Genomic DNA, 12720 nt, shown 5'->3' on the forward strand with positions numbered 1-12720 from the left:
TACGCTCTTAGCGCGACGACTGGCGCGCTTCGCCAGCCGGTACAGCCGAACCGCCTTGCAGAGCGACACGCCAAACGGTGTTTGAAACGTCATCCGCTATCAGCAATGCCCGGCGCTGCTCGTCGAACAGTACTCCGACAGGGCGTCCGCGGGCGTGCCCATCCTTCAGGAAGCCGGTAGCAAGGTCGATAGGCTTTCCCGAAGGGCGCCCGTTTCGGAACGGCACGAAAGTAACCTTGTAACCCGACGGATCGCTGCGGTTCCAACTGCCGTGTTCACCCACGAACGCGCCTTCAGAGAAGGGGCCCCCAAGGCCCCCGTTCGTGGTGAAATCCAGGCCCAACGCGGCGACGTGCGAACCAAGAGCATAATCGGGCGCTATCGCCTTGCGCACCAGATCAGGCCGCTGCGGGCGAACACGGGGATCAACGTGTTGACCGTAATAGCTATAGGGCCAGCCATAGAAGGCGCCCTGGCGAACGGATGTAAGATAGTCGGGCACCAGCTGCGGCCCGAGTTCGTCCCGCTCATTGACCACCGCCCACAATTGCTCGGTCCAGGGATTGATGGACAGGGCCGTCGGATTGCGGATGCCGGAGGCGAAGATGCGGTTGGCACCGGTCTGGCGGTCGATTTCCCAGATCACCGCGCGGTCTTCCTCCACATCCATGCCGCGCTCACCGACATTGCTGTTCGAGCCTATGCCGACATACAGCTTCGAGCCGTCCGGGCTGGCGGTCATGGCCTTGGTCCAGTGATGATTGATCACCGATGGCAGCTTGGTCACCTCGGTGCCCGGGCCATCGATACGCGTAGCGCCTTCGGTGTAATCGAAGCTGACCAGATTTCCCTGATTGGCGACGTAGATTTTCCCGTCGACGAAAGCCAATCCGTACGGAGCATCGAGCCCGTCGATGAAGGTGGTCTGCAGATCGGTCTGCCCATCGCCGTCGCGGTCGCGCAGCAGAGTGATGCGGTTGCCACCTTCGACCGAACTTTTGCCGCGCTTCTTGATCATTCCGGCGATGACGTCCTTCGGACGGACAGCCGGGGCGTGTCCACCCGATCCTTCGGCAACCAGTATGTCGCCATTGGGCAGAAGCAGCATCTGCCGCGGGATTTTAAGGTCTTTCGCAATCGCAGTCACCGTGAAACCTTCGGGCACGGTCGGAAGTTCGCCGTCCCAGCCTTTGGGAGTGGGAATTTTCATGGCGGGCAAGAGCGTGTCGCTTTGCTGAGGAAGGTCGGGCCGTTCGCCTGTCTGATCCAGATCGGGATCGCTTTGCGATTGGCACGCGGCGAGCGAAAACGCGAGAGAGAGAAGGACGATCCGTTTCATGCCCGATACTCCCTAACCTGGGTTTGGGCATAGGCGAGGAAGGCTGCGACAAAGGCCAGGATCGTACAGAGGATCGAGAGGACAAGACCGGAGGTGCCGACCGAATGCCAACCGTCACGTGCGTGCTGAAAGGCGTTGAGGACGCCGGCAATGAACATCAGCGCAACTACCATCACATATGCCCACCCGCGCTGCCTCTTGCGGCCAAGGAACTGGCTGACAAGGGCCCAGGCAAGAACAAGTCCCGCAAATACATCGGCCCCGGCAATCAGCCAGGATGAAAAATTGGTCCACTGGATGACCGCCGTGTTGAGATAGGTGATGTCGGACAAGAGTGCGGCGGGGTATAGCGCGACGGGAAAAGCAAGCAGGATCGCATGTATCGGGTTGGTGAATGACCTGGTTCGAGCAAGCGTTTCAGCCATGTAAATTTCCTCCGATTGTCATGCACTCCTCAACGCTAACCCCTCGTGGGAAAAATGGTGCCGGTGCCTGCTGCATTTTAGTACCGCTGACGGAAGCTGTGTCTTGCTCGGTTCCCGTTCCAGCAGGCACGCCGGAGCCTGCTTTCTTTACGTTTTGTTAACCTCGATTTCCTAGCGAACGGGGCTCGAAGCATCCTGAAGAAGCGGCGGCTACTTAGCTACTAGAATGTCCTTTTCTTGAAACTTTCAGCGCAAAGATTGCGGATCGGGCTCGTCGGGTGGGTCCTGGTCGCCTCATGTATCGGTACGCTGATCATTCTCGCCTTTCTGGCGATCTCGACAAATCGTGGTTTCGAGGAAAATGACCGGCTTCGGCATCTCGTAACCGACTCATATGACGCAAGGTCGGCGCTGCAGGAGTTGATGACCCTGCACCAGGATATCGAGATAGGTCAGCGCGGTTATGCCATCACCGGTGATACCGCGTTCCTCGAACCATATCGTATTGCCGAAGCGCAAGTCGAAGGCCAGCTGAATGCAGTCGCCGCACGAACGAGCAAGATCGGCTCGACGCAGCTGGTTGCGCAGCTCAGGCAGGCGTCCCGTGAAAAGCGAGATTTTGCCAAACGCACGATCGCCCTGGTCGCCGACGGTCGGCGCGGCGAAGCCCAGCGACTGATAGCGACCGGAGCCGGCAAAGTGCTGATGGACCGCGTTCGCGGATTGGTCGAAGAACTATCCGAAGTCGAACGGCTGATGCTGGATCGGAGCACCGCCAATGCGGAAACCGATCGTCAGAAGCTCCAAGGGCGGACGCTGGGGCTTGAAATCGGGCTGATCCTCCTGCTGACATTGGCCGGTCTGCTGGTCTTGCGCAGCCAGTTGAGTAGGCAATCGGCTCTGCGCAGGGCCAGCGATATGGCGGCGCGTCAGGAAGCGATCTTCGACAGCTCGATGGATGGCATGATCGTGCTCAACCCCAGCGGCAGTATCGAAAGCATAAATCCCGCTGCGGCATCCATGTTCGGCGCTAGCGCGAGTTCTCTCCTGCGGCGCGATATCGGCATTCTGTTCGAAGTCGCGCCAGATCGTGGACAGATCGAGACTTTCCTCGCCAGGCTCAAGGCCAAGCGTAGCGAGAACAAGGGCCGTATTCAGGAATTTTTCGGCCGACGCAGCGATGGAACGATTTTCCCGCTCGAAGTCTCGGTCAGCCCGGTCGATCTCGCCGACCGGACCAGCTTTGTAGCGGTCTTGCGCGACGTAAGCGAACGCCGCGAAGTCGAGCAGATGAAGAGCGAATTTGTCGCCACCGTCAGCCACGAGCTTCGCACTCCGCTTACGTCGATTGCCGGCTCGCTCGGCCTGATAAATGGTGGCGCGGCGGGCGAGGTGTCGCCCAAAGTCGGGCGACTGATCGAAATTGCGCATAGTAACGCAGCCCGGCTTGTCAGGCTGATCAACGACATTCTCGATATCGAAAAGATCGAGGCGGGGCGGATGCAATTCGATATTCGGCCGCTCGCACTCGCACCATTGCTCGATGCGGCTGTGCATCAGGCGGCCGGCTTCGCCGGTCAATACGATATAGCGCTCCGTATAGAGCCGTTCCCGCCCAATGCCGGAGTGCTGGCCGACGAGGACCGCTTGATGCAGGTGATGACGAACCTGCTGTCGAACGCGATCAAGTTTTCGCGGCGCGGAGAAACGGTTAACGTGACCGTACGGCCGCTCGATCGTCGATATCGTATCAGCGTGACCGATTGCGGTGAGGGGATTTCGGAAGTCTTTCGCGCGCGCATTTTCCAGAAATTTGCCCAGGCCGATGCATCGGATTCCCGGCAGAAGGGCGGTACCGGACTTGGGCTCAGCATCGTGAAGGAAATCGTTACACGCCTCGGCGGTTCGATCAGCTTCGATACTGTGGAAGGTAGGGGAACCGTCTTCCACGTCGACCTGCCCGCGGCCGAGCTCCATGGGCCGGTTGCGATCGAAGCACGGCCGCAGGAGCGCCGCGACCCCGAACCATCGCTGCCGACGATTCTCCATGTCGACGATGATCCGGACATGCTGGCCGTCGTGGAAAGCGCCTTCGAAGGCAAGGCGCTTCTCCATTCTACGCAGAGCATGTCTCAGGCGCGAGCGTTTATCCGTCGCAGTAAATATGATGCAGCAATTCTCGATGTCGGCATGCTCGATGGATGTGGCACGGACCTGGTCGCTCCACTGCGCGAGCGTTCACCCACCGTGCCGATCATGCTGTTCACCGCACAGGAAGTCGAACTGGCAGCACGTAATGGTATCGATCTCGTATTGGTAAAATCTCGCGCCAGCCTCGATACGCTGGTCGATCAAACCATCGACCTGATCGAGGCGCGCAAAAATAAGGGAATAGGCCCGTGACCAGCGAAATCCTCTACGTCGATGACGAGGCCGATATCCGCGAGATTGCAGAAATGGCCATTGGCTTGGACCCATCGTTGATCGTGCGCACTTGCGGATCAGGCCAGGAAGGTTTCGAGCAAGCCCGGCAGTCTCCGCCAGATCTGATGTTGCTCGATGTCATGATGCCCGGATTGGATGGACCAGGCGTGTTGAGCCTTTTGCAAGACGATCCGGTTACCGCATCCGTGCCCGTTGTTTTCATCACCGCCCGCACGCAGGAGCAGGAGATCGCCCACCTGAAGCAACTCGGTGCGCGGGGCGTTATCGCCAAGCCATTCGATCCCATGACACTGGCCGAACAAGTGCGGAGCTTTCTCGATGGATGACATCGACGAACGCCTCGCGGCCTTTTCCCGGCTGTTCGCGGAGCATGCCGGCGCCAGTGCCGAAGCGATCGAAAATGCGGCGAACACGGGCGATGTGCAGAGGCTTCAGCAATTGTGTCACAGTCTGGCGGGGCGCGCGGGCATGTTCGGCGAAGCGGCGTTGGGCGAAGCTGCTAGCCGTATCGAGCAAGCGCTGGATGCAGGACAGTCGCCACAAAGCCTGTCCGCTGCAATCGACGGGCTGACGGCCCTGCTCAGGGTGGTCCATGCACGAGCGAACCCATAACGCAGCGGAGTTGAAGCGGGGTGGACCGGCGCTCGATGAGGGTGTTAGGCCTCTCGGCCCCCATGATTTGACCGGTGCAACAGAATGACCAAGGTACTCGTAGCCGACGACGATCCGTTGACAATGGCGGGCATCACGACACTGCTCGACAAAACCAATTTCACCGTGGTTGCGACGGTAAACACAGGCGCCGCGGTGCTGGATGCACTTCCCGGCGCGCGGCCCGAACTTCTGATCCTCGACAACGATATGCCCGAAAGAAGCGGGCTGGATGTTCTCCGCACGCTACGCAGCAAGGGCGACGATCGCCCGGTGGTTCTGCTCACCAGCCGGCTCAATGACGAGCTTGCCCGCGAGGCGGTGAAGTTGTCGGTCAACGGCATCGTCATCAAGTCCACGGCGCCACGCGACCTGCTGGTCTGCCTCGAAAGCGTCGTCCAGGGGCGCCGGTGGATCGATCAGGAAGTCATGCAGCGGGTGATGGAACAGGCCATGTCGCCCGATGCGCCGCGCGATCCCTTCGACGCGCTGAGCGCGCGGGAACGCGCTGTCGCATCGCTGGTCCAGCGCGGGCTACGCAACAAGGAAGTCGCCAGCGAACTGGGCCTCACCGAAGGGACGGTGAAGGTCCATCTCCACAAGGTTTTCGACAAGCTCGGCATCCGCGGACGAACCGAATTGATCCTCCTTGCGCAAGAGCGTGGCGACTGAGGTTATATCGAAAGTAATAGGCGCTTTTCGCCGAAGGTGAGGGCGTTTGTCTCCGTCGGGTGAATGGCTCGTAATCAACCAATGACGCATCTGTCTGGCATATCGGCGACATGGGGTCGCCGGCTGCAACAGGCGGATAATGAAAACTCTTCACGCGCTCGGAATGGCGATGCTGGTTGCGATCTTCGCGATCGCCGGCCAGCCCGTGCGCGCGCAGACCACCGCCTATGCGGCCGGCCAGGGTGCGGTAAACAGCATCGAAGTGGGCGTAGAGGTTCGCGCCTCGGTAACCGGCCGCTGCGGTTTTGCAACGTCGGGCGCACCTTCGGGCACGATCGATCAGGCCGATTTCGATGTGAACGGCTTCAGCCGCGATTTCGCAATCCAGCTCAACTGCACGGGCGCCTCGCGCATTGCCGTGTCCTCGCTCAATGGCGGGATGGCCAGCCAGGCAGCGGGCGGCTCTGGATATCAGACCAAGGCACCTTACCGTGTTGCCCTCTATATGGTGGCCGACAACGGTAAGAATGCTTCGGCCACCTGCGATGCGGCCACGCTGTCGGCGGGTGGCTCTTGCAGCTTTGCAGGAACCGCGACCGCAGCCCAGGGTCTGCGCCTTGCCGGAGCCTCGACGAAGGTAAACGGATCGTATCTTCGTGTCAGCGCACCCGCCTATACCGGAAGCGACACGCTCGTATCGGGCCGGTACGCCGACACGCTTTCGGTCACTGTCAGCGTGAGTCCCTAACGCCATGGTAACGAACAAGATTCGCCCTTTGTTAGAAACTCGCCTATACCTCCGACGGTGTGACGAAACTGCATATAATCCGTTCGGCCAGAATTCGCGCGATTGCCGCGCAGTCGACATGTATTGCAGCTCTGTTGTGTTCAGTTCCATCGGCCGCGCAAAGCGCGGCAGAGGTGGACATTACCGGTCATGTGGCGCCGCGCTGCTGGGTTTCCGATCCGAAGGCTGTGGTCGTGATGTCCACCCCGGCGGCCAACGCTCGCCGTGCGGTCTGCAATCATTCCGTCGCTCGATCGGTGTCGGAAAACTGGACCGTCATGGCGAAGTTGCAGAGGCAGCCGCGCGGCCCGCTCAGGCCGATACCGGTTCAATCGGCAGAATTCTCTTCTCGCGCTGCACTGGAGATCGTCGTATCGCCTCAGGTATGAGGCGTTGGACAGTAGGTTTTGCAGCCGCCGCCGCGGCTTTCGCGATAACATCGCCCGCACAGGCTCAATCGCAGATTTCGTCGGTTTGCGGCGTTACCGGTACGGCTACCGCACCGGCCAGCATCACTTATGATCCATTCTCGCCCGGCGGCCTTTCGGAAGTGACCATCCCGCTGATCCTGCGGCGCAATCGCGGTATCCTCCTCGGCCGCACGGATGAGGTCAGTCTCGTCATCGTCGCCCCCACGGGCTCGCCGCCGCTCGACGTGACCTATCGCGGTTTCCGGGTGATTTATCCCGAAGGATCGACGGCGGGTCGTCCCCGATCGCTGGATTCACGCGACAACGGCGCCGGTTCGGCAGGTGAAATACGATACAATTTCGGCGGCATTCTGAGCTCGGATTTGTCCAATCCGCTCAACCTGCGCGTAACCGTGCCGCCTGGTAGTGATCTGTCGGCCGGCGAACCTATTGTCCTCGACCTGCTATACATCTGCTCCGGTATCGGTGGACTGGCGAGCTTACCCGTTCCCGTTCGCGAACCGGGCACCATTCGGATCAACGTCAACACGGTCAGCGCGCTTCAGGCTTATTATGCCGGCTCCCCCCTCGACTTCGGCGAAGTCGGTGATGCCAGCACGACGGCGGTACTGGCCGCGCCCGAACGTTACACGACGCCCGCAGGAAATTCGTTGCGCGTGCGCAGCTCCGGCCCGTTCGAGGTAAGGATGCGCTCGCAGAACGATTTCCGCCTTACCTATCCGGGCGGCAACCTCGGCGACGCGTCGCAGGCGATCCGCTACAGTGCGCGCTTTCTGGGGCAGGAGGTCACCTCCAATGCCTCTTTCGGAACGCGGACCTGTGCACGTGCGGGCATGGACGGAAGCGCAGGGGTTCTGCCGTTGCGCGCCACATTGAAGGAAGGCGGGGCGGCCAAGACGCCGGCCCCCAACTACAGTGACGTGATCAGCATCACTTTCACGCCTGTGGTCACGGCTGCGTCCGCCAGCAATTGCGCCGGGCTCTGACCGCCCGCCAACTATACCCAAGGGTATAGCGAATAACGCTCAAAGTTAGCGCCGTTTTCGCCACCCGCTAAATGGGGCGACCGGCGATTCCCGGCTATTTCCAACTCATCGGGGTGACGAGCCCCTCTGAAATTCAGATTGGAGATACGAAATGAAAAAGCTGGTTCTTTCCGTCCTGGTTCTCGGTTCGGGACTCGGCGCTACCCCTGCTTTCGCCCAGGCAACCGGATCGGTTGACGTCACGGGCTCGGTTGCAGCACGCTGCCTCGCCGTTTCGCCCATCAGCGGCAACATCACCCTTGGCGAACTTGCTAAGACCGACGGCACCGTCGACCCGAGCTTTGCCGGCAACACCGGCGGCCTTACCCGCAACTTCACCGTGAAGTGCAATGGCTCCAACCCGAAAATCTCGGTCGATGCCAAGCCGCTGATCAATGCCGCTGCAACGAACGTACCTGCCGGCTACACCAACACCGTCCACTACACCGCGACGCTGGTTGCCACCGGTGCCAAGGGTGGAACTACTCCGGTTGCCGACCAGTCTCTGACCGCAGGTGCCACCTCGGCCCAGGTCGGTGACCGTCTGGCCGCCACGTCCAACAATATCACGCTGACGATCGGCAGCGGGCTTACTGCGGATCCGGCTGCGATCCTCGACGCCGGCACCTATGCCGGTAAGGTGGAAGTCACCATCGCACCGACCGCCTGACAGGGGGGTTTCCGGCAGGCGCGGGGGCAGCCTGCCGGAAATTTTTGGAATTCTTCATGGTCACACATAATCCGGCCGATCTCGCGACCGAACTGCGCTTAAGAGCGCAGGATGCCGAGGGCGAGGAGCGTAACGAGCTGCTGTACCTCGCGATTGAATATGAACGCATGGCGCAGGAAACCGGTCTGGCAGCGCGCCCCGAATGGCGCGGAGTCGCCATTCCGAAGTAAGTGCTGCCGCAGGGAAACACCCCTGGGCCTATCCGGCGGTTCGCGGCAATTCGTCCTTGGCGAACCGGGGTGGGTCGGTCCATGGTCGCCCGATAAGGCTGTCTCGCAGGAGTATCCATTGCAGTCACTTAGAAAAATTGCGGTCGCGCTGCTGGTTACGGTTCTTGGGGTGGTCGGCTCTGTCGCCGCCTATGCGATGATCGTCCAGCCCGTAGTCATCGACTTGACGACAGCCGGCCGCGGTATGAGCGATGTCGTGACTGTCGAGAATACCTTCGACAAACCGCTGCCGGTTGAAATGCGGATCGAGGCGCTGGAACTGAACAGCGACGGCGTGACCCCGACCGGGGTCGATCCCGGCGAACTGGTGGCCTTTCCCCCCCAGGCGCTGATCCCTCCCGGCCAGCGGCAGAGCTTCCGCGTACAGTATGTCGGCGATCCCGACCTTGCACGCAGCAAGCACTATTTCGTCACGGCCGCGCAGCTGCCGGTTGAAACCAGCGATACGACTTCGAACGTGCAGCTCCTGTACAATTTCCAGATTCTCGTCAGCGTCTCGCCCGATGGCGTGAAACCTTCCTTGTCGATCGCCTCTGCACAGATCGGCACCGATGCCGAGGGGCGACCAGCCCCTGTCATTACCGTAACCAATGATTCGGCTGCGCACGGCTATCTGTCGCGCGGAAGGCTGCGGGTCGTCCAGACCGGCGCCGACGGCCGCGAGGTGTTCCGCAAGGAAATTTCAGGCCCGGAGCTGCAGCAGACGCTGGGCTATGGTCTGATTGGCGGGGGCCAGACGCGGCGCCTGACGCTGCCTGTGGTCCTGCCGCAAACGGATGGGCGTGTCGAAGTGCAGTTCACGCCCGACAATTAAGGGCCCCAGGTTCGTATGAACCGCCAGATACTCGCTGCTGTCCTGCTTGCCGGTTGCCTCGTTCCCCAAGTGGGGAATGCGCAGCCCGCTGCCCCGGTGCGCGCTCGCGTGGTGATCGATCCGGGCCCCGATGGCGATCAGGTCAATCCTACCGGGCGAACCTTCGTCCTGACGGCACCCTTGCTCGATGGCGAAACCTATATTGGCGACACGACCCTAACGCTCGAGCCGGGCGGGCAGGCAAGCTTCGCGGCAGAACGCCTGCTGGCGCTGCTGGAGCCGCGCATCGCACCGCAGCTCGTCGAACGGTTGCGCTCCCGGTTGGCCCAGCAGGGTCAGATAGGGCGATCCGATCTCGAAGCTGTCGGCATCGCGATCCGCTATGATCCGCAATCGCTGCAACTGATCCTTGATATCGCCCCTGCAAGCCGGGCGAGCCGGTCGCTGACGTTGGGCAACGAAGACGAGCGCGGGGTGGTCAACTATGTCGCGCCAGCCGATTTCAGTGCCTATCTCAACATACGCGGTTCGCTGGACTGGGTTCAGCAGGGTAGCGACGAAGGGCTGGCGCCACCCATCACGTTTCTCGACGGGGCAGCGAGGCTGGGCGGCGTGGTGCTGGAAAGCGAAGCCAATTGGCAGGCCAGCGCGCCAGGGGCGGATTTCCAGCGCCGCGGAACGCGGCTGGTCTACGATGACCGACGCAATCTTCTGCGCGCATCGGCCGGGGACCTGCGCACATTGGCCCGCGGATTTCAGGCGGCACCGGAGATCAGCGGTCTTTCGGTTTCGCGCTTCTACTCCCTCCTCGATCCGCAACGGATCATCCGTCCGCGCGGCAGCCGCAGTTTCCGTCTGGATCGTCGTTCACAGGTGGAAGTGCGGGTTAACGGACAGCTCGTTCGGCGGCTGGAACTCGATCCAGGCACGTTCGACCTGACCGATTTCCCTTTTGCCCAAGGGTCCAATGACGTCGAGCTGACCATAACCGATGATACCGGGCGCAGCGAAACCGTCGATTTCGACATTTTCCTCGATCAGGCACAGCTTGCCGAAGGTCTTAGCGAATTCGGGCTTTATGCCGGCGTGCTCGCACCATCGGGTGGGCGCGGTCCCGTGTATAGCGACGACCTCGCCTTCAGCGGCTTCTATCGGCGCGGTATCAACGACCGGTTGACACTTGGCGCGAATGCGCAGGCAGATCCCGACGGTTGGATGGGCGGTGTCGAAGCGGTTGTTGCAACTCCAATCGGATCTCTCGGCGGGTTCGCTTCCGCCTCGCACAGCGAAGGCGCCGGCTCGGGTTGGGCATCGATCCTTACGTTTCAGCGGACTATCGCGCGCAATACTGCCGGCGGGGCTGACGTTCTGTCAGCTTCCATCGAAACACGAAGCCGAGACTTCTCCCCGATCGGTACCGGCTTGCCGTTCAATCCCTATCGCTACATCGCCGGGGCAAGCTACAGCGCCACGATCAGCGACACGGTCTATGCCGGCTTGGATGCGCGCTATTCGCGCGGCCGGGATGACGAACCCGATGTCGGCAGTCTGCGCGCCACCGGTGGTTGGCAGATCTCGCCCCGGCTGAACCTGACTGGCGATTTCGGTTATGACCGGGTGGGCGGGCAAAACCGGCTCAGCGCGTTCTTCTCGCTCGTCTTCCGTTTCGATCGCAGTTCAAGCCTGCGCGCCGATTACGACAGCCGCGGCGACCGCAAACGCCTGACCTACCAGACGTACCACGGGACGGGGACCGGGGCCTATAATTTCAGCGCCGATATCGAACACAGCGACGTCGGCATAGTGACCGGCGCCAATGGCACGCTGTTCAGCAACCGGGCCGAACTGGGCTTCAGTCATTTTGGCGCGTTCGAAGGCGATCTCGGCGGATCGACGAGCCAGAGGACATCCCTTCGGTTCGGCACTGCCTTGGCTGTCGCAGACGGTGCATTTTCGGTCGGACGGCCCATCCAGGACAGTTTTGCCATCGTCAGTCCACATGCCTCGCTGCGTGGAACCGACATATTGATCGAACCGACCGGGCGCTCGGCCGCGGCAAACAGCGGCGCATTGGGTACCGCCCTGCAGCCCAGCCTGAGCAGCTATAGCGAACGTAACCTGCTGATAACTGCTCCCGATGCGCCCCTGAATACGGATCTGGGTGAAGGCTCCTTCCGGCTCCTTCCGCCCTATCGCGGAGGATATCGCCTGACTGTCGGCTCGGACTATATGGCGAGCGTGGTCGGGCGTTTGCTTAACAGCGATGGCGAACCGATTTCGCTTCTGTCTGGCGTCGCGATCGAGGATGCCCATCCCGAACGGGAACCCGTGGCGCTATTCACCAACTCGGCCGGCCGTTTTGGTGCGACCGGCCTTGCTCCCGGCCGCTGGACGATCGTACTGAACGATGCCGACCAGACGACCTTTGCCTTCACCATCGCCGAAGACGTCGACCAGACGGTTGCGCTCGGCGATTTGGTGCCCGCCGAATAGGATGGCACGGGAAACCGGTTAAGGCTGCGCGGGTGTTTCCTGGGCGTTGCCACCCAAAAATTATCCGCAATCGCAACCTCCAATCAGGAGATGCCCGGCAGCGCCGCGGCCGCGATGACCCACAGGCCTATCGCAAGGAACAGCAGTGCCGCAATGATCCGTACTGCTTTCAGCGAAACGCGTTCTACGATGGCATTGCCGAAATAGACCGCCGGCACATTGGCCAGCATCATGCCGAGCGTCGTGCCCAGCGTTACCAGAAGGACGCTCTGGAACTGCGCCCCCAGGGCAATGGTGGCAACCTGCGTTTTGTCTCCTATTTCGACAATGAAGAACGCGATGGTGGTTGTCAGGAAGGCCCCGAACCGCGGGGCCTTGGGTTGTTCATCGTCGTCCAGCTTGTCTGGCACAAGCGTCCACAGGGCCATGGCGATGAAGCTTGCTCCGACGGCATAGCGAAACCACGGACCTTCCAGCAGGCTGGCGACGGATTGGCCCACGAAAGCGGCAATGCCATGGTTTGCCAGGGTGGCGACCAGGATGCCGAAAACAATCGGCAGGGGTTTGCGAAATCGCGTTGCAAGCACGATGGCAAGGAGCATGGTCTTGTCGCCGATTTCGGCGAGCGCAACCACGGCGGTCGAAGTGAGAATGGCTTCCACAGGGTATCTCCGGGCC

General features: G+C 61.2%; 14 protein-coding genes. 11 read left to right on the plus strand and 3 right to left on the minus strand.

The genetic code is table 11. The annotated features are described in order from the left end of the window. Positions 1-7: 7 nt before the first annotated feature. Together ACIGGE_RS06910 and ACIGGE_RS06915 are read right to left on the minus strand one after the other, a co-directional pair. A complete protein-coding gene (locus ACIGGE_RS06910) occupies positions 8-1339 on the minus strand; it encodes a PQQ-dependent sugar dehydrogenase (protein WP_397489760.1) in 1332 nt (443 codons plus the stop codon). Then, positions 1336-1764, minus strand: coding sequence for a DUF2231 domain-containing protein (locus ACIGGE_RS06915; protein ID WP_397489761.1), 429 nt, complete (start codon positions 1762-1764; stop codon positions 1336-1338). Before ACIGGE_RS06915 ends, ACIGGE_RS06910 begins: the two co-directional genes overlap by 4 nt. Positions 1765-2001: 237 nt before the next feature. Here ACIGGE_RS06915 and ACIGGE_RS06920 point away from each other — a divergent pair, with 237 nt between their 5' ends. The 11 genes from ACIGGE_RS06920 to ACIGGE_RS06970 all read left to right on the plus strand — a co-directional run bounded on the left by ACIGGE_RS06920 (position 2002) and on the right by ACIGGE_RS06970 (position 12042). After that, positions 2002-4167: an ATP-binding protein gene (locus tag ACIGGE_RS06920; protein ID WP_397489762.1), complete on the plus strand. Its 2166-nt coding sequence runs from the start codon at positions 2002-2004 to the stop codon at positions 4165-4167. Continuing rightward, positions 4164-4535 carry a response regulator gene (locus ACIGGE_RS06925; RefSeq protein ID WP_196847633.1) on the plus strand — a complete coding sequence of 124 codons (372 nt, stop codon included), beginning with the start codon at positions 4164-4166 and terminating at the stop codon, positions 4533-4535. Before ACIGGE_RS06920 ends, ACIGGE_RS06925 begins: the two co-directional genes overlap by 4 nt. Further along, positions 4528-4821 (plus strand): Hpt domain-containing protein, encoded by a 294-nt coding sequence (locus tag ACIGGE_RS06930; RefSeq protein ID WP_397489763.1) that lies wholly within the window; start codon positions 4528-4530, stop codon positions 4819-4821. The genes ACIGGE_RS06925 and ACIGGE_RS06930 overlap by 8 nt, the downstream gene beginning before the upstream one ends. An 84-nt stretch (positions 4822-4905) precedes the next feature. Next, on the plus strand, positions 4906-5532 hold the full coding sequence (locus tag ACIGGE_RS06935; protein WP_103024459.1) for a response regulator transcription factor: 627 nt from the start codon (positions 4906-4908) through the stop codon (positions 5530-5532). Positions 5533-5671: 139 nt separating this feature from the next. Further along, a complete protein-coding gene (locus ACIGGE_RS06940) occupies positions 5672-6280 on the plus strand; it encodes a hypothetical protein (RefSeq protein WP_397489764.1) in 609 nt (202 codons plus the stop codon). 173 nt (positions 6281-6453) lie between these two features. Then, positions 6454-6708 carry a hypothetical protein gene (locus ACIGGE_RS06945; RefSeq protein ID WP_397489765.1) on the plus strand — a complete coding sequence of 85 codons (255 nt, stop codon included), beginning with the start codon at positions 6454-6456 and terminating at the stop codon, positions 6706-6708. Continuing rightward, entirely contained in the window at positions 6705-7736 is a 1032-nt protein-coding gene (locus ACIGGE_RS06950) for a hypothetical protein (protein WP_397489766.1), read from the plus strand. Before ACIGGE_RS06945 ends, ACIGGE_RS06950 begins: the two co-directional genes overlap by 4 nt. Before the next feature lie 151 nt (positions 7737-7887). Next, the gene (locus ACIGGE_RS06955; protein ID WP_397489767.1) at positions 7888-8445 is read left to right on the plus strand and encodes a hypothetical protein; all 558 of its coding nucleotides are present in this window, start codon (positions 7888-7890) and stop codon (positions 8443-8445) included. A 56-nt stretch (positions 8446-8501) separates the two neighbouring features. Then, on the plus strand, positions 8502-8675 hold the full coding sequence (locus ACIGGE_RS06960; protein WP_158246650.1) for a hypothetical protein: 174 nt from the start codon (positions 8502-8504) through the stop codon (positions 8673-8675). Positions 8676-8793: 118 nt separating this feature from the next. Then, positions 8794-9549 (plus strand): molecular chaperone, encoded by a 756-nt coding sequence (locus tag ACIGGE_RS06965; protein ID WP_397489768.1) that lies wholly within the window; start codon positions 8794-8796, stop codon positions 9547-9549. 15 nt (positions 9550-9564) lie between these two features. Further along, positions 9565-12042: a fimbrial biogenesis outer membrane usher protein gene (locus ACIGGE_RS06970; RefSeq protein WP_397489769.1), complete on the plus strand. Its 2478-nt coding sequence runs from the start codon at positions 9565-9567 to the stop codon at positions 12040-12042. 83 nt (positions 12043-12125) lie between these two features. Here the strand turns inward: ACIGGE_RS06970 and ACIGGE_RS06975 are convergent, their stop codons facing one another. Further along, a complete protein-coding gene (locus ACIGGE_RS06975) occupies positions 12126-12704 on the minus strand; it encodes a TMEM165/GDT1 family protein (protein ID WP_301641755.1) in 579 nt (192 codons plus the stop codon). Positions 12705-12720: the final 16 nt, after the last annotated feature.

This window comes from Qipengyuania sp. NPDC077410 (genome assembly GCF_044543405.1).
Classification (GTDB): domain Bacteria; phylum Pseudomonadota; class Alphaproteobacteria; order Sphingomonadales; family Sphingomonadaceae; genus Qipengyuania; species Qipengyuania pacifica.

Coding starts and splice junctions, on each gene's coding strand:
- ACIGGE_RS06955 (WP_397489767.1), top strand. CDS start 7,888: ATGAAAAAGCTGGTTCTTTCCGTCCTGGTTCTCGGTTCGGGACTCGGC.
- ACIGGE_RS06910 (WP_397489760.1), bottom strand. CDS start 1,339: ATGAAACGGATCGTCCTTCTCTCTCTCGCGTTTTCGCTCGCCGCGTGC.
- ACIGGE_RS06960 (WP_158246650.1), top strand. CDS start 8,502: ATGGTCACACATAATCCGGCCGATCTCGCGACCGAACTGCGCTTAAGA.
- ACIGGE_RS06915 (WP_397489761.1), bottom strand. CDS start 1,764: ATGGCTGAAACGCTTGCTCGAACCAGGTCATTCACCAACCCGATACAT.
- ACIGGE_RS06935 (WP_103024459.1), top strand. CDS start 4,906: ATGACCAAGGTACTCGTAGCCGACGACGATCCGTTGACAATGGCGGGC.
- ACIGGE_RS06970 (WP_397489769.1), top strand. CDS start 9,565: ATGAACCGCCAGATACTCGCTGCTGTCCTGCTTGCCGGTTGCCTCGTT.
- ACIGGE_RS06940 (WP_397489764.1), top strand. CDS start 5,672: ATGAAAACTCTTCACGCGCTCGGAATGGCGATGCTGGTTGCGATCTTC.
- ACIGGE_RS06950 (WP_397489766.1), top strand. CDS start 6,705: ATGAGGCGTTGGACAGTAGGTTTTGCAGCCGCCGCCGCGGCTTTCGCG.
- ACIGGE_RS06930 (WP_397489763.1), top strand. CDS start 4,528: ATGGATGACATCGACGAACGCCTCGCGGCCTTTTCCCGGCTGTTCGCG.